The organism is Catenuloplanes sp. NPDC051500 (genome assembly GCF_044454585.1).
Lineage (GTDB): Bacteria > Actinomycetota > Actinomycetes > Mycobacteriales > Micromonosporaceae > Catenuloplanes.
Window position 1 is genome coordinate 1 of record NZ_JBITDX010000004.1, and the last position, 19,096, is coordinate 19,096.

16 protein-coding genes and 1 pseudogene are annotated in these 19,096 nt (G+C 70.4%); 12 read left to right on the plus strand and 5 right to left on the minus strand.

Translation table 11 applies throughout. The features are described 5' to 3' along the window. Positions 1 to 87: 87 nt before the first annotated feature. Positions 88 to 325: pseudogene (locus ACIA8K_RS09295) on the minus strand (IS5/IS1182 family transposase); the annotation flags it as partial. A gap of 212 nt (positions 326 to 537) precedes the next feature. On the opposite strand from ACIA8K_RS09295, the gene ACIA8K_RS09300 reads away from it, so the two are divergent. Beyond that, on the plus strand, positions 538 to 669 hold the full coding sequence (locus ACIA8K_RS09300; RefSeq protein ID WP_396056742.1) for a hypothetical protein: 132 nt from the start codon (positions 538 to 540) through the stop codon (positions 667 to 669). Further along, the gene (locus tag ACIA8K_RS09305; protein ID WP_396056743.1) at positions 666 to 1,877 is read left to right on the plus strand and encodes an acyltransferase family protein; all 1,212 of its coding nucleotides are present in this window, start codon (positions 666 to 668) and stop codon (positions 1,875 to 1,877) included. Before ACIA8K_RS09300 ends, ACIA8K_RS09305 begins: the two co-directional genes overlap by 4 nt. 182 nt (positions 1,878 to 2,059) lie before the next feature. On the opposite strand, the gene ACIA8K_RS09310 is transcribed toward ACIA8K_RS09305, so the two are convergent. Next, positions 2,060 to 3,091, minus strand: coding sequence for a hypothetical protein (locus ACIA8K_RS09310; protein ID WP_396056745.1), 1,032 nt, complete (start codon positions 3,089 to 3,091; stop codon positions 2,060 to 2,062). A 97-nt stretch (positions 3,092 to 3,188) separates the two neighbouring features. On the opposite strand from ACIA8K_RS09310, the gene ACIA8K_RS09315 reads away from it, so the two are divergent. The 7 genes from ACIA8K_RS09315 to ACIA8K_RS09345 all read left to right on the plus strand — a co-directional run bounded on the left by ACIA8K_RS09315 (position 3,189) and on the right by ACIA8K_RS09345 (position 12,129). Continuing rightward, positions 3,189 to 5,114: an acetoacetate--CoA ligase gene (locus ACIA8K_RS09315; protein ID WP_396056747.1), complete on the plus strand. Its 1,926-nt coding sequence runs from the start codon at positions 3,189 to 3,191 to the stop codon at positions 5,112 to 5,114. Between the two features lie 325 nt (positions 5,115 to 5,439). Continuing rightward, a complete protein-coding gene (locus tag ACIA8K_RS09320) occupies positions 5,440 to 6,585 on the plus strand; it encodes a glycosyltransferase family 4 protein (RefSeq protein ID WP_396056749.1) in 1,146 nt (381 codons plus the stop codon). Positions 6,586 to 6,661: 76 nt separating this feature from the next. Next, positions 6,662 to 7,759: a mannose-1-phosphate guanylyltransferase gene (locus ACIA8K_RS09325; RefSeq protein ID WP_396056751.1), complete on the plus strand. Its 1,098-nt coding sequence runs from the start codon at positions 6,662 to 6,664 to the stop codon at positions 7,757 to 7,759. 77 nt (positions 7,760 to 7,836) lie between these two features. Then, positions 7,837 to 8,874 carry a hypothetical protein gene (locus ACIA8K_RS09330; protein ID WP_396057613.1) on the plus strand — a complete coding sequence of 346 codons (1,038 nt, stop codon included), beginning with the start codon at positions 7,837 to 7,839 and terminating at the stop codon, positions 8,872 to 8,874. 72 nt (positions 8,875 to 8,946) lie between these two features. Next, positions 8,947 to 9,321 (plus strand): helix-turn-helix transcriptional regulator, encoded by a 375-nt coding sequence (locus ACIA8K_RS09335; RefSeq protein WP_396057615.1) that lies wholly within the window; start codon positions 8,947 to 8,949, stop codon positions 9,319 to 9,321. Positions 9,322 to 9,326: 5 nt separating this feature from the next. Next, positions 9,327 to 9,734 (plus strand): VOC family protein, encoded by a 408-nt coding sequence (locus ACIA8K_RS09340; RefSeq protein ID WP_396056753.1) that lies wholly within the window; start codon positions 9,327 to 9,329, stop codon positions 9,732 to 9,734. 19 nt (positions 9,735 to 9,753) lie between these two features. Then, a complete protein-coding gene (locus ACIA8K_RS09345; RefSeq protein ID WP_396056755.1) occupies positions 9,754 to 12,129 on the plus strand; it encodes an ATP-binding cassette domain-containing protein in 2,376 nt (791 codons plus the stop codon). Positions 12,130 to 12,148: 19 nt separating this feature from the next. Here the strand turns inward: ACIA8K_RS09345 and ACIA8K_RS09350 are convergent, their stop codons facing one another. Continuing rightward, complete coding sequence (locus ACIA8K_RS09350) at positions 12,149 to 13,264, minus strand: coenzyme F420-0:L-glutamate ligase (RefSeq protein WP_396056757.1); 1,116 nt, start codon at positions 13,262 to 13,264, stop codon at positions 12,149 to 12,151. A 10-nt stretch (positions 13,265 to 13,274) separates the two neighbouring features. Continuing rightward, positions 13,275 to 14,231: a 2-phospho-L-lactate transferase gene (cofD, locus tag ACIA8K_RS09355; protein WP_396056759.1), complete on the minus strand. Its 957-nt coding sequence runs from the start codon at positions 14,229 to 14,231 to the stop codon at positions 13,275 to 13,277. Positions 14,232 to 14,344: 113 nt separating this feature from the next. Between cofD and ACIA8K_RS09360 the strand changes: the two genes are divergently transcribed. From ACIA8K_RS09360 to ACIA8K_RS09370, 3 genes are all read left to right on the plus strand, one after another. Next, positions 14,345 to 15,274 (plus strand): hypothetical protein, encoded by a 930-nt coding sequence (locus ACIA8K_RS09360; protein ID WP_396056761.1) that lies wholly within the window; start codon positions 14,345 to 14,347, stop codon positions 15,272 to 15,274. Positions 15,275 to 15,520: 246 nt separating this feature from the next. Beyond that, complete coding sequence (locus ACIA8K_RS09365; protein ID WP_396057617.1) at positions 15,521 to 17,998, plus strand: bifunctional FO biosynthesis protein CofGH; 2,478 nt, start codon at positions 15,521 to 15,523, stop codon at positions 17,996 to 17,998. Between the two features lie 315 nt (positions 17,999 to 18,313). Beyond that, positions 18,314 to 18,571, plus strand: coding sequence for a WhiB family transcriptional regulator (locus ACIA8K_RS09370; protein WP_033339648.1), 258 nt, complete (start codon positions 18,314 to 18,316; stop codon positions 18,569 to 18,571). 63 nt (positions 18,572 to 18,634) lie between these two features. Here the strand turns inward: ACIA8K_RS09370 and ACIA8K_RS09375 are convergent, their stop codons facing one another. Then, entirely contained in the window at positions 18,635 to 19,081 is a 447-nt protein-coding gene (locus ACIA8K_RS09375) for a metallopeptidase family protein (protein WP_396057619.1), read from the minus strand. Between the last annotated feature and the right edge of the window lie 15 nt (positions 19,082 to 19,096).

The following is a 19,096-nucleotide window of genomic DNA, read 5'->3' on the forward strand; positions in this document are numbered from 1 at the left end:
AAGCCCACGCCGAATCGGCAACATCGTCGCCGCCGCACTCCACCTGACCCACCATGAATACAAATACCTACCCAAACCCTGCTGAGATCACCTCATTGTCTGCACGATCGCGGTCGACCGGCGTGGGCGGCAGGCAGCTTGGCCAGGAACTTCCAGGTCTGAGTGTGGCGATCGCGTGCTCCGCAGGCCGGATCTCCGCGAGGGTGCGGCTGACGGCCATCTGCTGGCGTGACAGCTTCGGCCGGTGGCAGTGCCGATTGAACGGCGTCCGGACGGTGCCGCCAGCGCCCTGATAGCCCTTGTCGACGAAAGTCATCACATTCGCGATGAGGCATTCTCGGAAGTCCTTATCGTGGCGGAACCAAGACGGATGACGGCGGCATCGCCAACCTAGACATGCGCCGTACCTACTCCACGGGCTCGGCGGTGGCTCGACATCGTCGTGCGGGGGCTCGATGCATCCCTGCCGATGGCCGTGCCGCAAGGTGGCGGGGATTGTGACTTCCGGCGGTGAGTGGGGGTGGGGTATCTTACGCCGTGCTTGAGATCATCGACGCCGGAGAAGCTTCCGAACTGCTGGCCAGTACGGCTTTCGGGGTGGCGGCCACTCACGCCGAGGACCGGTTGATGATCTCCGGGATCGGTGTCGCCGAGGCGTCGGGCCGATGACGGCGACCGGGCCGCGGGCCGACCTGCCGCAGGTGCCGGGGCCGCGTGACGGGCGGGCCGACGCGGCTACAACCGAGCTGCCCGCGGTGGCGGTACGGCCGCGCAACGACGCTCCGGCGGAGCAGCAGACCGCGGCGGTAGGGCCCCGGACGAACCTGCCGTCGCTGACCGGGTTGCGGTGGATGGCGGCGTTCTTCGTCTTCGGCTACCACCTGCACAAGGTGCAGTATTTCGCTCCCGGCCGTACCCGCGATGCCCTGGAACTGGTCTTCGCGGACGGCTCCGTGGGAGTGTCCTTCTTCTTTATCCTGTCCGGGTTCGTGCTGATGTGGTCGTCGCCGCGGACGCCGCCGGGCCGGTTCTGGTGGCGGCGGTTCGCCCGGGTTTATCCGCTGCATCTGGCGACGGCGATTCTCGCGTTCGGGTTCCTCTGGGTGTGGAAGCCGCAGGAGGTGCCCACCCCGCTGGCGGCGCTGGCGAACCTGACGCTGACGCACAACTGGGTGCAGGATCCCGTGTTCTACCAGAGCTTGAACACGGTCAGCTGGACGTTGGCCTGCGAGGCCTTCTTCTACTTCACGTTCCCGCTGATCTCCGGCCTGATCGTCCGGCTGCGGACCGGTGGCGCGCTGTTGCTGGCCGGGGCGTCGCTGATCATCACGATGGTGGCGCCGACGCTGTCGCTGCGTCTCGCGGCGGAGGCGGACGTGCTGTGGTTCTGGCACTGGACGCCGTTCGGGCGTTACCCGGAGTTCCTGCTCGGCATCGCGCTGGCCCGCCTGGTCTGGCTCAATCACGAGCGACTGGCCCGGTACGCCAGGCCGCTCGGCATCGCCGCCGTGCTGGTGACCGTGGTGGGATACCTGGCCATCGCGGAACAGGTCAAGGTTCTGCACCCGCCGGCCTTCACCGCGGCCGGATTCGCGCTGGTCCTGGTGGCCGCGGCGGTGTGTGACCTGCACGGCCGGCGGCTGATCTGGGCGCGCCCGGTCCTCGTCAAGCTGGGCGAACTGTCCTTCGCGTTCTACCTCGTGCATCTGCTGGTGATCCGGGCGCTGGAGATGGTCTTCGGCTACCACCCGCAGCTGGACATCGTCCGGGGTTCGCTGCTGACCATGCTGTCGTTCGGTGTGGCGCTGGGCGTGTCCTGGCTGCTGCATGCCGGCGTCGAGAATCCCGCCAGGAAGCTGCTGCTTCGGAAGCGCTAGATCGGGCCGCACTTTCCCTCCGGGCGCGCCTTTCGCGCGATGTCAGCGTCGCGGCTGCTGACGGTGGGCCGAAGCACCGAGATGGGCCCGTTGACGCATTGAAAAGGGCGCATCCGGAAACCATCAAGGCCTCTCGAATCCGACGATTCGAGAGGCCTTGATGTGTAGATGACGTGAGCCGGCTAGCCGTTCGCCTTGGTCCTGTTGCCCGATCCGGTCGGCGGCTCGGACCACGGTGACTCCGGCCGGCGCGCGGACGGCACCGGCGGCTCCTCCGGGGCGGGACCGGCCGGGTCGGCCGGTGCGGGCCGGGCGGGTGCCGGGCGGCGACCGGGATCGGCGGGGGCCGGGGCGGGCGCGGGCTTCGGTGCAGTCGGCTGGGACTGCTGTGGCGCGGCGGCACGCTTGGTGGCCGGGCTCTCCACGACCGGCCCGGGCACGGCCACGCTGGCCAGCGTCACCGGCACGGACGGCTTCCGCGGCCCAGCGGCACGAGATGGCCCAGCGGCACGAGACGGAGCGGCGGCCTGGGGCGGGGTAGCGGTCCGCGGCGGCGCGGCCGAGACCGGCGTGACCCGCTGCGCCGGCGGTGGCGGAGACACCAACGTCAGCTCCTGCGTGTCCTCCTCCAGCGCCGACACGGCATGGAGGTTCCGCGGCCGTTCGTCCGGCTCCGGCTCGGCGTGCGCCTCCGCGTCGACGGACCGGTCCGCGTCACCGGAGCCGTCCACGTCGTCTGCCTCATCCGGGTCGGCCGGCGCGTCCGAGGCCGCTGCCACGACCGCGACCGGCCAGGCCCGCCACCGCTGCACGCTGAACGCCGCCATCAGCAGCATCAGACCCACCAGTGCCAGCGTCCCGTTGTCGAGTGGCGTGTGCAGCGGCACCGCCCAGTCCAGGATCACCCAGTCGTTGGGGATCGAGGAGCGGACTGCGAGCGGGTCGATGAACGTGGCCACATAGCCGGAGAGCAGCAGCAGGCCGGCCACGATCGGCCCGACCGGGGAGATGCGGAGGGTGGCGACCAGGCCGATGAGCACGGCGGCGACCACCAGGAAGGCCGCCGGTTCGATCAGGTCGTGGGTGTCCCACCCGCGGCCGGCCGCCACCCAGCCGGCGATCACGGCAGACGACGACGCCTGGCCGGTGGCGAGCAGCAGCCAGGTGAGTGGCGCAGCCACCAACCCGGCTATCAGACTCCAGATGTGTCGCATAGCGCGCACCGTACCGTTTTCCGGCTTTCCGGTCATCTCCGGGAGCAGGGTGAAAGCCTACTTACCCCTTAACGATTGTTAGGGCAGTATTCAAGGTATGAGCACGCCGTTGTGGTCACCGCCCGCCGACGTCCGCGACCGGAGCCGGATCGGGGCCTATCTTCGCTGGTTGAAGCGGGACGAAGCGGACTACGGCACGCTCTGGGAATGGTCGGTCACTGATCCGGCGGCGTTCTGGCGGTCGATCTGGGACTACTTCGAGATCCGCGCGGACACGCCACCCGAGCGGGTGCTGGAGGGGCCTGCGATGCCGGGCGCGCGCTGGTTCCCGGGAGCGACTCTCAACTATGCGGAGCACGTGCTCCGCGCACCGGGCGCGACCCCGGGCGAGCCGATCGTGCTGGCGCGCGGCCAGACCCGATCGCCCCAGGACCTGACACTTCAAGAGCTCAAAGACCAGGTCGCGAGGGTACGGGTAGGGCTGCGTGCCCGCGGCGTTCAACAGGGCGACCGGGTGGTGGCCTACGCCCCGAACATCCCGGAGACGCTGGTCCTGCTGCTGGCCACCGCGAGTCTGGGTGCGGTCTTCTCGTCCTGTGCGCCGGAGTTCGGCGTCCGCAGCGTGATCGACCGCTGGCGGCAGATCGCCCCGACGGTGCTGGTCGCGGTGGACGGTTACCGCTACGGCGACAAACCGGTGGACCGGCGTGCCGAGGTCGCGGAGATCCGGGCCGCGCTCCCGTCACTCACCCACACGGTGACGATCCCCTATCTGGGTGACGGCGACGGCAACGAGACCTGGGCGGAGTTGGCGGCGCCGACGGACGAGCCGCTCACCTTCGATCCGGTGCCGTTCGATCACCCGCTCTACGTGCTCTACTCGTCCGGCACCACCGGGCTGCCGAAGCCGATCGTGCACGGGCACGGCGGCATCCTGCTGGAGCACGTGAAGATGCTGGCGCTGCACCACGATCTCGGGCCGGGCGACCGGTTCCTGTGGTTCACCACGACCGGCTGGATGATGTGGAACTTCCTGGTCTCCGGCCCGGCCGTGGGCGCCTCGATCGTGCTCTTCGACGGCAGCCCGGCGCATCCGGACCTGGGCGCGATGTGGCGGCTTGCCGAGGAGACCGGGACGACCTATTTCGGCACGTCAGCGCCGTTTCTGATGGCCTGCCGCAAGGCCGGGCTGGTGCCGGCGGACGTGGCGGACCTGTCGAGGATCCGCGGGATCGGGTCGACGGGTGCGCCGCTGCCGGCCGAGGGCTTCGACTGGGTCTACCGGGCCGTGGGAGAGAACCTGCGACTGGACTCGCTCTCCGGCGGTACGGACGTGTGCACCGGGTTCGTGGGTGGCTCGCCGCTGCTGCCGGTACGCGCCGGAAAGATCTCCTGCCGGGCGCTCGGGGCGAGCGTGGAGGCGTTCGACCCGGACGGGAAGCCGGTGCGGGACCGTCTCGGCGAGCTGGTGATCACCGCGCCGATGCCGAGCATGCCTGTCGGGTTCTGGGGCGACGAGGACGGCAGCCGGTACCGGGAGGCCTACTTCGACGTGTTCCCGGGCGTGTGGCGGCACGGGGACTGGATCACGATCGATGCGGAGGACGGGAGCTGCGTGATCACCGGCCGGTCCGACGCCACGCTGAACCGGGGCGGCGTGCGGCTCGGCACCGCGGAGTTCTACTCGGTGGTGGAGGGCCTGGACGAGGTCGCTGACTCACTTGTCGTGCATCTGGAGGAGACGGACGATCTGCTGCTCTTCGTCGTACCCGCGAAGGATCTTGATCTTGAGAAGATCCGGCGGGCGCTGCGGGAGGGGTTGTCGCCGCGGCACGTGCCGGACGAGATCCATCAGGTCGCCGCGGTGCCGCGCACGCTGTCCGGGAAGAAGCTCGAGGTGCCGGTGAAGCGGATTCTCGGCGGGACGCCGGCCGTCGAGGCGGCGGCGAAGGGCGCGCTTGCGAACCCGGAGTCGCTTGCCGCGTTCGAGCAACTCGCCGCGCGACGGGCCACGCAAGGTTGATGTGCGTTATGTGCGAAATTGCCACCTGCCATTGAACCGGTCCAGGTCAGGGCCGCACGACCTGCCGTTTTCCGTTTCGGAAGACCGTGAAGATGTACGGAGCGTGACCGGGTTTGCTCGGGGTGATGAGGGTCGGCGGAAGATCCGCTAATGCCGTGTAAACGGTGGGTGGAAAGACCCTCTACGGTCGCGTCGTGGACATCGCCGCTGAACCGGATCGGCGTAGGCTTGCGCCAGTCGCCGCCCCCGCCGCCGCCCGTTCGCGCGGGGCCGCCGCACCGCATGACGCACCGTTTGTACCGCTGACCGATCGAGGAGTTGCCCTGTGACCGCCGGTCATCCGCCCCGCGTTCTCGTCGACGCCACCAGCGTCCCCGCCGATCGTGGCGGGGTCGGCAGATACGTGGACGGTCTGCTCGGCGCGCTCGGTGGCATGGTCGGCAGCGCCGTCGACCTGGCCGTCGTGGCGCTGCGCACCGACACCGAGCGGTACGCCCGGATGCTTCCCGGCGCCGAGATCCTCGCCGCCCCGGCCGCGGTCGCGCATCGCCCGGCCCGGCTCGCCTGGGAGCAGACCGGCCTGCCGATGCTCGCCCAGCAGGTCGGGGCGAAGGTGTTGCATGCGCCGTTCTACACCTGCCCGCTGCGCGCCGCCTGCCCGGTGACTGTGACCGTCCACGACGCCACGTTCTTCACCGAGCCGGAGCACTACGACAAGTCGAAGCGCACGTTCTTCCGCAGCGCGATCAAGACCTCGCTGCGCCGGGCGAACCGGGTGATCGTGCCGAGCAAGGCCACGCGCGACGAGCTGATCCGCCTGCTGGACGCGGATCCGACCACGATCGACGTGGCCTACCACGGCGTCGACCACACCGCGTTCCACGCGCCGACCGAGGAGGAGAAGGCGCGGGTGCGTGCCCGGCTCGGCCTCGGCGGCACGAAGTACATCGCGTTCCTCGGCGCCAAGGAGCCCCGGAAGAACGTGCCGAACCTGATTCGTGGCTGGGTGCGCGCGGTGTCGGAGCGGGACGAGCCGCCGGCGCTTGTCATCGCGGGTGGTCAGGGCCACGACGACGACATCGACCGGGCTGTGGCCGAGGTGCCGCCGCACCTGCGCGTGCTCCGCCCCGGCCACCTGCGCTTCGGTGACCTGCCCGGCTTCCTGGGCGGTGCGCTGGTCGCGGCGTACCCGTCCTATGGCGAGGGTTTCGGCCTGCCGATCCTGGAGGCGATGGCGTGCGCCGCCCCGGTGCTCACCACGCCCCGGCTCTCGCTTCCGGAGGTCGGCGGCGACGCGGTGGCCTACACAAGTGAGGCGCCCGCCCAGATCGCGGCGGACCTGGGCTCGCTGCTCGACGACGAGCCCCGGCGGAACGCGCTTGCGAAGGCCGGTTTCGACCGGGCGAAGGAGTTCACCTGGGAGTCAAGCGCGGACGTGCACGTCGCCGCGTGGACGCGGGCAGCCGCCTGAGGCGGTTACTTATCGTTACCTTCTGTATATGCGTACCGCCTTCGGGTGCTCACCGTGACCGGGCATGATGGCGGCCATGTTCTACACCGTCATCCCGGCAGGTGGGAGCGGCACGCGTCTGTGGCCGTTGTCCCGCGCTGGTCACCCCAAGTTCCTCCACCCGTTGACCGGCACCGACGACTCGTTGCTGCAGGCCACCGTGGCCCGTCTGGCACCGCTGGCCCCGGCGGAGCGGACACTCGTGGTGACCGGCGTGTCGCACGCCGCCGCGGTGGCTCGGCAGCTGGCCGACCTGCCCGCGGACAACATCCTGGTCGAGCCGTCCCCGCGTGACTCGTGCGCCGCGATCGCGCTTGCCGCGGCGCTGATCGCGCGCCGCGACCCGGAGGCCGTGATGGGCTCCTTCGCGGCCGACCACCTGATCGCGGACGGCCCGGCGTACATCGAGGTCCTGAAGGACGCGATCAAGGGCGCCGAGGCCGGTCTGCTGATGACCGTCGGCATCAACCCGACGCACCCGGAGACCGGCTACGGCTACCTCCAGTGCGGCGAGGCGATCGACGGCGGCCCGCAGCTGCGCGTCGAGGAGTTCAAGGAGAAGCCGTCCTTCGAGGTGGCCGAGTCCTACGTCGCCTCCGGCCGCTACCGGTGGAACGCCGGCATGTTCGTGTGGCGCGTCGACGTCTTCCTCGCGGAGCTGACCCGGCAGCAGCCGCAGCTCGCGTCCGGCATCTCCCGGATCGCCGCCGCCTGGGACACCCCGGAGCAGGAGGAGGTGCTCGGTGAGGTGTGGCCGACGCTGCCGAAGATCTCCGTCGACTACGCGGTGATGGAGGGCGCGGCCGCGGCCGGCCAGGTCGCCACCGTCTCCGGCGACTTCGGCTGGAACGACGTCGGCGACTTCCACACGCTCGGTGAGGTGCTCACCTCCGACGCGTCAGGCAACATGGTGCTCGGCGGCGACTCGGCCGACAAGCCGAAGGTGCTGATCAAGGACTCAAGCGGCCTGGTCGTGGTGCCGCACTCCGGCCGCCTGGTGGCCGCGCTCGGCGTCCGCGACCTGATCGTGGTCGACACGGACGACGCGGTGCTGGTCTGCCCGCGTGACCGCGCGCAGGACGTCAAGCAGCTCGTCGACGAGCTCAAGCAGCGGGGCGAGCACACGCTCGTGTGACAGTTCGATCAGGGCCGGGGGTGTCCGACAAGCTCCCGGCCCTGGCTCTTACCTCCTACGCTGTGTCGGTGGACCATCTGACATCAGTGGAACTGGTCGTCGCGGGCAATGAGGCAAGTGACCTGCTGCCCGTACACTCCGAGGCTCTGCTTGCCGCTCATGGCGCGCGCCGCGGCTTCTGGACCGTCCTGGACGAGGGGCCGGTCGAGGAGTGCCTGGCGCTGCTGCTGGAGAAGGACGACAACCCCGGCCACTGGTTCGCGCACCACCTGAGCACGCGGCCCGGCCGCGAGGCGGGGCGCACCGAGGACGGCGAGGCGCTGGCCTACAAGGACGGCTGGGTGTACGCGATCGGCTCGCACTTCGGCTCCAAGGCCGGCCCGCTGCGGCCCCGGCGTGCGTTCTTCTCCAGGTTCCGCGAGGACGACGCCGCCCGCGGCCCGGTGCCGATACACATCGTCCGCAACCAGTTCCGGCTGCACCGGGTGTTCAACGACGCGTTGCGTCAGCACGGGATCGACACGCTGCCGTCCGGCTCGCTGGCGCAGGAGCGGTTCATCGTGGAGACCACCCGGCGCGGCACCGCCCGCCGGAAGGGCTGGACGCAGCGGCTCGCGCCCGGGGACCACCCGGTGAACGTGGAGGCGGCCGCGTTCACCCCGTCCGGCACGCTGCTGCTCGGGCTGCGCTTCCCGGTCACCACTGGCGGCGAACCGATCCTGCTGGAGATCGACGGCGTCGAGGCGATGTTCGACAACGACGTGCGGACCTGGCCGGAGGTGGTCGGCGCATCGGTGCTCACCGGCGTCACACCACCCGGCACGCTCACCGGCTTCCGGGCGATCACGGCGCGGCCGGACGGCACCTTCGACGCGGTGATCGGCTCGATCGACGCGCTCAACAAGGGGTCGATTCTGCTTGACGACCATCCGCACGGCGGCGGTGTGGAGTGCCGGCACGTGCGGTTCTCGTTCGCGTCCGGGGAGACCGAGACCAAGGGCAGCGTGGTGATGGAGCTGGCGCCGTTCCGCAACGTCGAGGGCCTGGCCGAGATCGACGGGCACCCGCACTATGTCACGGACGAGGATCACCGGATCGCGCTCTGGTTCGCCTGAACCTGTGGCATCATCGCGCAGGTGGAGCCTCATCTGCGCGACCTGCGGCTGCTGCGCCGCGTCCGTGACCGGATGGACCGGGAGTTCGCGGAGCCACTCGACGTGGAGGCGCTGGCCCGCGGCGTCAACATGTCCGCCGGTCACCTCAGCCGGCAGTTCAAGGCCGCCTACGGCGAGTCGCCGTACTCGTACCTGATGACCAGGCGGATCGAGCGGGCGATGGCGTTGCTGCGGCGTGGCGACCTCAGCGTCACCGAGGTCTGCTTCACGGTCGGCTGTTCCTCACTCGGCACGTTCAGCACCAGGTTCACCGAGCTGGTCGGCGTGTCACCGAGCGTCTACCGGCGCGAGGCGGTCCGCACCGATCTTCCCTCGTGCGTGGCGAAGGCGGTCACCAGACCGGTCAGGAATCAAGAAGCCCAGGTCAACGCGCCGCACCTAGTGTGAACGGCATGGACATCTCGATCAACGCCAGCTTCCTGCCGCAGGACGATCCGGAGGCGGCGCTCGGCTTCTACCGCGACCTGCTCGGCTTCGAACTTCGCAACGACGTCGGGTTCGGCGGCATGCGGTGGCTGACTGTCGGCCCGCCCGGCCAGCCCACCACCTCGATCGTGCTGCACCCGCCGGCCGTCGACCCGGGCATCACGGACGGGGAGCGCCGCACCATCACCGAGATGATGGCGAAGGGCACCTACGCCGGCATCCTGCTTGCCACGAAGGACCTGGCCGGCACGTTCGACCGGCTGCAGGCCGCGGACGCGGACATCGTCCAGGAGCCGACCGACCAGCCATACGGGGTACGTGACTGCGCGGTGCGCGACCCCGCAGGCAACCTGATCCGCATCCAGCAGGCCTGACGTCTACAACGGGGGATCCATGGCTCACGTCGCCGACAGCCACGACCTGATCCGGGTGCACGGCGCCCGGGAGAACAACCTGAAGGACATCAGCGTCGAGCTGCCGAAACGGCGGCTCACCGTGTTCACCGGCGTGTCCGGGTCGGGCAAGAGCTCGCTTGTGTTCAGCACGATCGCGGCCGAGTCGCAGCGCATGATCAACGAGACGTACAGCGCGTTCGTGCAGGGCTTCATGCCCACGCTCGCCCGCCCGGACGTGGACGTGCTGGACGGCCTGACCACCGCGATCATCGTGGACCAGCAGCGGATGGGTGCGGACCCGCGGTCCACGGTCGGCACCGCCACCGACGCGAACGCACTGCTCCGGATCCTGTTCAGCCGGCTCGGGAAGCCGTACATCGGGCCGCCCGGCGCGTTCTCGTTCAACACCGCGTCGGCAAGCGGCAGTGGCGCGATCACCGTCGAGCGGGGTGCGGCGACCCGGGCGGCGAAGGCGACGTTCAGCCGTACCGGCGGCATGTGTGTGCGGTGTGAGGGCCGGGGCTCGGTCAACGACATCGATCTCGGTGCGCTGTACGACGACACGAAGTCCCTCGGCGAGGGCGCGCTAACCATCCCCGGCTACAGCATGGAGGGGTGGTACGGCCGGATCTTCGCCGGCAGCGGCTATTTCGATATGGACAAGCCGATCAAGAAGTACACCAAGAAGGAGCTGCACGACCTGCTCTACAAGGAGCCGACGAAGATCAAGGTCGACGGCATCAACCTGACCTACACCGGCCTGATCCCGTCGATCCAGAAGTCCTACCTGTCCAAGGACGTGGAGGCGATGCAGCCGCACATCCGGGCGTTCGTGGAGCGCGCGGTCACGTTCCAGACCTGCCCGGAGTGCGGCGGGACGCGGCTCAGCGAGGGCGCCCGGTCCTCCAAGATCAAGGGGATCAGCATCGCGGACGCGTGCGCCATGCAGATCTCCGACCTCGCCGCGTGGGTCGCGACGCTCGACGAGCCGTCTGTCGCTCCGCTGCTCGCCACGCTGCGGCACACGCTCGACTCGTTCACCGAGATCGGCCTCGGCTACCTGTCGCTTGAGCGGCCGGCCGGCACGCTCTCCGGCGGCGAGGCGCAGCGGGTCAAGATGATCAGGCACCTCGGCTCGTCGCTCACCGACGTCACCTACGTCTTCGACGAGCCCACCACCGGCCTGCACCCGCACGACATCCAGCGGATGAACGACCTGCTGCTCCGGCTGCGCGACAAGGGCAACACGGTGCTCGTGGTGGAGCACAAGCCGGAGACGATCGCGATCGCGGACCACATCGTCGACCTCGGGCCCGGTGCAGGCACCGGCGGCGGCGAGGTCTGCTTCGAGGGCACCGTCGACGGCCTGCGCGCCAGCGACACGGTGACCGGCCGGCACTTCGACGACCGGGCCGCGCTGAAGGACTCGGTGCGCGGCTACACGGACGTTCTGCAGATCCGCGGCGCGGACCTGCACAACCTGCGCGGCGTGGACGTGGACGTGCCGCTCGGCGTGCTGACAGTTGTCACAGGCGTGGCCGGCTCCGGCAAGAGCTCGCTGATCCACGGCTCGGTCGCCACCCGGGACGGCGTGATCGCGATCGACCAGGGCGCGATCCGCGGCTCCCGGCGCAGCAACCCGGCCACCTACACCGGCCTGCTGGAACCGATCCGCAAGGCGTTCGCCAAGGCCAACGGCGTCAAGCCGGCGCTGTTCAGCGCGAACTCCGAGGGCGCCTGCCCCACCTGCAACGGCAACGGCGTGATCTTCACCGATCTCGCCATGATGGCCGGCGTGGCCACCGTCTGCGAGGAGTGCGAGGGCAAGCGCTTCCAGGCGTCGGTCCTGGAGTACCGCTTCGGCGGCCGCGACATCAGCGAGGTGCTGGCGATGCCGGTCGCCACAGCTGTGGAGTTCTTCGGCGAGGGAGAGGCCCGCACGCCTGCCGCACACACGATCCTGGCCCGGCTCGCCGACGTCGGGCTCGGCTACCTCACGCTCGGCCAGCCACTCACCACGCTCTCCGGCGGCGAACGCCAGCGCCTCAAGCTCGCCACCCACATGTCCGACAAGGGCGGCATCTACGTGCTGGACGAGCCCACCGCAGGCCTGCACCTCGCGGACGTGGAGCAGCTGCTCGGCCTGCTCGACCGCCTGGTCGACGCCGGCAAGTCGGTCATCGTGATCGAACACCACCAGGCGGTGATGGCCCACGCCGACTGGATCATCGACCTCGGTCCGGGCGCCGGTCACGACGGCGGCACCCTCGTCTTCGAGGGCACCCCGGCCGACCTGGTGAAGTCCCGCACCACGCTCACCGGCAGGCACCTAGCCGAGTATGTCGGCGCCCCCGCCGCGCGCCGCCGTCGCTGACCTGCTGTACCAGTACGAATCAGGCGGGACCTACCGCCAGCAGGATCGGCGGGACCTCGGTGAGGGGCACGGAGGCGAGGCCCTCGGCGGCGAGCGCGGCCCGCAGGCGGTGCACGTCAGCACCAAAACGGATAAGTGCCGGCACAGACTCCGCAGGCGGGGTGCAGGTGATCAGATCCGTGGTGGCGGAGGGCAGGGGCGTCTCGCGTACCGCCGCGGGGGTCTTCTCGTGGGTGAAGAGGGTGCCGTTCGCGGCGGCCGGCAGCGCGTGCGCGATCGCCCGCACCACGGCGGCGGTGTCCTCCTCCTCCGGCAGCGGCGGCAGGGCGGGGTGGAAGAGCGGCGCCGGCGGAAGATCAGCGGCGTCGCGCAGGCCCGCGGCGTGGGCCTCGGCCGTCCCGAGCGCGAACATGTCAGTGGCGCCGTCCCGCACCAGCACGCGCGCACCCGGCCCGTCCGCGTCCGGCGGCGCGTGCAGATAACCCCTGACCACCGCCACGGGTACGCCGTCCGCCTTGCCCTTGACCAGGTCGGCCGCGCTCGCCAACTCGTCCGCGACCGCGATCTGCGTCACGTGCAGCTCGTTGCCGAACGAGTCGGTACGCCCCCGGTGGTCGTCGATCGGCTCCAGGCCCGCGCTGCCGAGCGCCACGTCCATCAGCCCGTTGCGCCAGGCCCGGCCCATCGTGTCCGAGACGATCACCGCGACGTTGCGGCCGGTCCGCACGCGGAGCGCGGCGCGCAGCTCACGGGCGGAGGCGTCCGGATCCTTGGGGAGCAGCACCAGGCGGCCGCGCTCGACGTTCGACGCGTCGATGCCCGCGTTCGCCATCACGAAGCCGTGGTGGGTCTGCACGATCCGGGTCGGCCCGCGGCTCGCGACCACCCGGGCCGTCTCGCCGCGCAGCACCTCCGCCTTCGCCGCGTCGAACGCCGGGCCCTCGGCCGCGGGCACGTCGACAAGCCGGCCCTCGGCCTTCGACACGATCTTGCTGGTGACCACGAGCACGTCGCCGTCGTGCAGCCACGGCGCCGCCTCGGCGATCACCACGGCCAGGTCGTCGCCGGGCCGGATCTCCGAGATTCCGGTGACGGGAAGAACCCGCAGGTCAGACACGGTGCTGTCTCCGCTCATGCCGCGAGCCTCAGGCCGCGAGTGTCAGGGCGGCGGCCACGATCGCGGCCGTCGCATCCTCGTCAGTCATCCAGAGCGGCGCGGACGCCACAGCAATTCCCGGGATCTCCAGACCGGCGTCAGTGGTGTCCACCAGCCAGCCGTCCAGCAGCCCGCCGTCCGAGCGCGGGCCGTAGAGCGCGCCCACGCCTGCCGCGGTGCAGTCGACACCGATCGTGGCCAGGCATTTGTCGGCCATGCCGCGCACCGGGGAGCCGCCGATGATGCCTGACACGCCGACGATCCGGGCCTTCGCGGCCAGCAGCGCGTCCCGCAGGCCGGGCACGGCCAGGATCGGCGCGATGCTCACCACCGGGTTGCTCGGCGCGAGCAGGATCACGTCCGCCTCCGCGATCGCGTCGAGCACGCCTGGCGCCGGTTTCGACGCCTCCGCACCGACAAAGACAAAACGGCTCGTGGGTACGGCGCCGCGGTACCTGACCCACCACTCCTGGAAGTGGATCGCCCGCTGGCCCTCGCCCGGCAGGTCCACCACGACGTGCGTCTCCAGCCGGTCGTCGGTGGCCGGGATCAGCCGCACGCCCGGCTGCCAGCGCGTGCAGAGCGCCTCGGTGACCTGGGAGAGCGGATAGCCGGCGTCGAGCATGGTGGTGCGCACCAGATGGGTGGCGATGTCCTTGTCGCCGAGACCGAACCAGGTGGGCTCCGCGCCGTACGCCTTCAGCTCGCCGCTTACCGTCCAGGTCTCGCCGGACTGGCCCCAGCCGCGCTCCGCGTCGTGCGCGCCGCCGAGCGTGTACATCACGCTGTCCAGGTCCGGGGAGATCCGCAGACCGTGCATGCGCGTGTCGTCGGCGACGTTCACCACGGCGGTGACGTCGCCTTCCGGAAGCGTGCGCGCGTGTGCCCGCACGCCCTGGAGGAAGCGGGCGCCGCCGATCCCGCCGGCCAAGACCGTGATACGCATGCCCCAATCCTTACTCATCCCGGAGTCCGCCGGTCGCGGCGGTCCGGCCCGACCGTTAGGCTGCGCGGGACAACCGCGCCGGTCCAACGACGCACATGACTCCAGGGGGAGCCGTGACCACCCAACCCGACCCGGCGCCGACCGGGCAGAAGCCCGCTCGTCAGCTTGTCGAGCCGCTGCGCGAGACCGCGGCGATCGTCCTGCTCGGTGCGAACGCCGTGCTGCTCTTCGTCGCCGTGCTCGACCTGCTGGCGTCCACGACCGGCGTCGAGGCTTTCTCCAGCCGTGCGGCCTACTCGTTCGGCAACTTCGTCAACCTGTACACGATCGGCTTCCCGCTGATCGCGGTCCTGCTGGCGGCGTTCGTCGCACCGGCGCTGCCGAAGGCGAAGCTGATCGTCACTGTCGCGCTTGTCGAGCTTGCGGTCTCCGCGGTCCTCGGCGTGTTCTTCGGCCTGCTGTTCGGCCTGGCCGGGCTGCTCGACAACTCGATCCTGGCCCTGTTCACCGGCTTCCTGGCCAGGGTCGCCTGGCTCGCGGTGCTCGGCCTGGTGCTGTTCGGCGTGTGGTCGATCTACCAGGGCAACTACTACACGCCGCGGCCGAAGCCGGTGCCGGGCATGTACGGGCAGCCCGGTGCGCAGTACCCGGGCCAGCCGTACCCGGGGCAGCAGCCGTACCAGCAGCAGCCGCCGCAGTACGGATACCCGCCTCAGCAGCAGTACGGCGCGCCGTACGGGGACCCGCAGCACTACGGGCAGCAGACCACCGCGCTCCCGGTGCAGCCGCCGGCCGGCTCGCCCGCGGCCCCGCAGCAGCAGCCGTACCAGCCGGCCCCGCAGTCCGGCCCGCCGCACCAGGCCCCTCAGTACCCGGCACCGCAGTCCGCACCGCCGCAGTCCGGGCCGCCGCAGTCCGGCCCGCCGTCGTCCTCGGTGCCGCCGCACGTGCAGCCGCCTGCTCCGCAGGGCCCGCCGCCGGGTTACCCGCAGGGACCGCCGCCCGGGTACGAGCAGACACAGCGGAACACAGACGATCGGTGACGCATTTATTCCGCTGAGCCGAATACGGGCCGTGTGATCACAATTACCGGGGGGCGTACCCCCGGTCACAAGTGATCCACGGCCTAGGCTTTCCGCATGAGTGTTTCTCTACCTGACCCACACACCGGGACACACACCGGGACACCCGCGTCATCGACTCGGGCTGAACGCGTGCAGCCCATCCAGGTGGAGAAGTACTCACCGGCCGAGGCCGCGGCCGGGGAGCCCCAGCCGACCGAGGCGAGCATGCGGCGTGCGCTGCGCCGCGCCGCCGAGGGCAAGGCGCTCGACGCGGACGAGGCGACCACGCTGCTCGCCGCGCGCGGTGAGACGCTTGACGAGCTGCTGACCATCGCCGGTGGGATCCGCGACGCGGGCCTGCGCGAGGCCGGCCGCCCCGGCGTGGTGACGTTCTCGAAGAAGGTCTTCATCCCGCTGACCCGGTTGTGCCGGGACCGCTGTCACTACTGCACGTTCGCCACCGTGCCGCACAAGCTGGCCGCGCCGTTCCTGGACCGCGACGAGGTGCTGGCGATCGCGCGCGAGGGCGCGGCCCAGGGCTGCAAGGAGGCGCTGTTCACGCTCGGTGACGCGCCCGAGGACCGGTGGGACGCGGCCCGGCAGTGGCTGGACGAGCGCGGCTACGACTCCACACTCGACTACGTGCGCGCCTGCGCGGTGGCGGTGCTCGAGGAGACCGGCCTGCTGCCCCACCTGAACCCGGGCGTGATGTCGTGGGCGGACCTGACCCGGCTCAAGCCTGTCGCGCCGAGCATGGGCATGATGCTTGAGACCACTGCCACCCGGCTGTGGTCGGAGAAGTCCGGCCCGCACTTCGGTTCGCCGGACAAGGAGCCGGCCGTTCGGCTGCGCGTGCTTGACGACGCGGGCCGGGTGGGCGTGCCGTTCACCACAGGCATCCTGATCGGCATCGGTGAGACGCGCGCGGAGCGGATCGACTCGCTGTTCGCGATCCGGCGCACGCAGCGCGAGTACCACCACATCCAGGAAGTCATCATCCAGAACTTCCGCGCCAAGCCGGACACCGCGATGCGCGGCATGCCGGACGCGGAGCTGCACGAGCTGGCCGCCACGATCGCTGTCGGCCGGATCCTGTTCGGCCCGGGCATGCGCATCCAGGCCCCGCCGAACCTGATCGACGACGAGTTCGCGCTGCTGCTGCGCGCCGGCATCGACGACTGGGGCGGCGTGTCCCCGGTGACGCCGGACCACGTGAACCCGGAGCGGCCGTGGCCGCAGATCGACGAGCTGGCCCGGCGCAGCGCCGAGGCCGGTTTCACGCTGCGCGAGCGGCTGACCGTCTACCCGGACTACGTGCGGCGCGGCGACCCGTGGATCGACCCGCGCGTGTTCGGTCACGTGACCGCGCTTGCCGACGCGGCGACCGGGCTGGCCGACGAGTCCGCGATGCCTGTGGGCCGCCCGTGGCAGGAGCCGGACGACGCGTTCGTCCCCGGCGGCCGCACCGACCTGAACACCGCGATCGACACTGAGGGCCGTACCGAGGACCGGCGCGGCGACTTCGACTCCGTCTACGGCGACTGGGACGACGTGGCCGCCCACGCGGAGCGCACCTCGACCGGCACCCGGGAGAACCTGCCGTCCGATGTGCTGGCCGGGCTCAAGCTCGCGTCCGAGGACCCGGGCGCGCTGCTGCGCGAGGAGCACACCGACGCGGCGATGGCACTGTTCAACGCGGACGGCAGCGCACTCGACGAGCTGGCCCGGATCGCGGACGACCTGCGGAAGGCCGCGGTCGGCGAGGACATCACCTACATCGTCAACCGGAACATCAACTTCACGAACGTCTGCTACGTGGGCTGCCGGTTCTGCGCGTTCGCCCAGCGCGAGCGGGACGCGGACGCGTTCCGGCTCTCCGTCGAGCAGGTCGCGGACCGGGCCGAGGAGGCGTGGAAGCTCGGCGCCACCGAGGTGTGCATGCAGGGCGGCATCGACCCGAAGATGCCGGTCAGCGCCTATGCCGACATCGTCCGCGCGGTGAAGCGCCGGGTGCCGGGGATGCACGTGCACGCGTACTCGCCGATGGAGATCGTGACCGCGGCCGCGAAGGCGGGCGTCCCGGTGCGCGAGTGGCTTACCGAGCTGAAGGAGGCCGGCCTGGACACGATTCCGGGCACGGCCGCGGAGATCCTCGACGACGACGTGCGCTGGGTGCTGACCAAGGGCAAGCTGCCCGCGTCCGCCTGGATCGACGTGGTGAGCACCGCACACGAGGTGGGCATCCGGTCCAGCAGCACCATGATGTACGGACACGTGGACCACCCGCGACAGTGGCTTCAGCACTTCCGGGTGCTGGCCGGCATCCAGGACCGGACCGGCGGCTTCACCGAGTTCGTCGGGTTGCCGTTCGTGCACACCAACGCGCCGATCTACCTGGCCGGAATCGCGAAGGCCGGTCCGACGTGGCGGGAGAACCGGGTCGTGCACGCGATGGCCCGGGTGCTGCTGCACGGGCGCATCTCCAACATCCAGTGCTCCTGGGTGAAGCTCGGCGACGAGGGTACGGCCGAGATGCTCAACGGCGGCGCCAACGATCTCGGCGGCACGCTGATGGAGGAGACCATCTCCCGGATGGCCGGCTCGGACCACGGCTCCGCGCGTACCGTCGCCCAGCTGCACGACATCGCGGCGAAGGCCGGGCGTCCGGCGCGTCAACGGACCACTGCGTACGGTCGCGTCTGATCTTTTTCCAGCACGCCACGCCGATCGGGCGTTACCCCGGCCGGGTCTGAATCGATAGGGCAGGTTACGAGACCACGTCACGGTGGCGCTCGGGAAACTGGCCCTATTTATCAGGTTCGGCTTGACGACGCACGCATAACACGCGTGTAATTTCGATGGGGATGTGCGAACCGATTGCCGCTAATCGGACAGTAGACCGTCTTTCAGACAGTAACTGTCAGATGGTGAACCGGGGTGTGGTACGTACGTAGCTGGACACGCTTCCGCGTGGGGGATCAGCCGGCGGAACCCGCCGGCGACGAAGGAGGCACGTTGATGGACGGCCAAGTGGAAGTGGCCGACCTGCTCGGGGACGCGCCGGAGTGGCAGGAGCGAGCACTGTGCTCGCAGACCGACCCGGAGGCGTTCTTCCCGGAGAAGGGGGGATCGACGCGTGAGGCGAAGCGGATCTGTGGCCGTTGCGAGGTCAAGGGCGAGTGCCTTGAGTACGCGCTCGGCCACGACGAGCGGTTCGGGATCTGGGGCGGGCTCTCCGAGCGGGAGCGCCGCAAGCTGAAGCGCCGCGCGGCCTGACGCGCGTGACGTGCATGTAGACGATGTCGGCCGGACGGGCCGCCGGGGGGCGCTCGTCGAGGTTTACGAGGAGAGCTCGTCCGGGTCGACGCCCAACAGGTTCGCCACCTGCTCGATGATCACGTCGTGCACCAGGTCGGCGAGGTCCTCGCGGTCCATCGCGCGGAACTCGAGCGGCCGGCGGTAGAGCACGATCCGCGGCGGGACCTCCTGCCGGCCGGGGCGGCCGGGCAGCAGCCGGGCCAGCGGGACCTCGCCGTCCTCAAGCACGTCGCTGTCGTAGACGTTCAGGTCCGGCGGCACGTCCTCGACCGCGAACTCGACGCCGGCCAGCTCCTTCGCATATCGCCGCTCCAAGCTCTCGACCGTGTCGAGCACCAGGTCGTCGAAGATCTCCGCCTTCGTCCGGGCCAGCGGGACTGTGGCGGGCACCAGGCGGCCGCGCAGGCCGCGCCCGTGGCGGTCGCGACGGGGACGGCGGCCAGGGCCGGCACTTGTCGGCCCGGACATCGCTTGGCTGGTCCG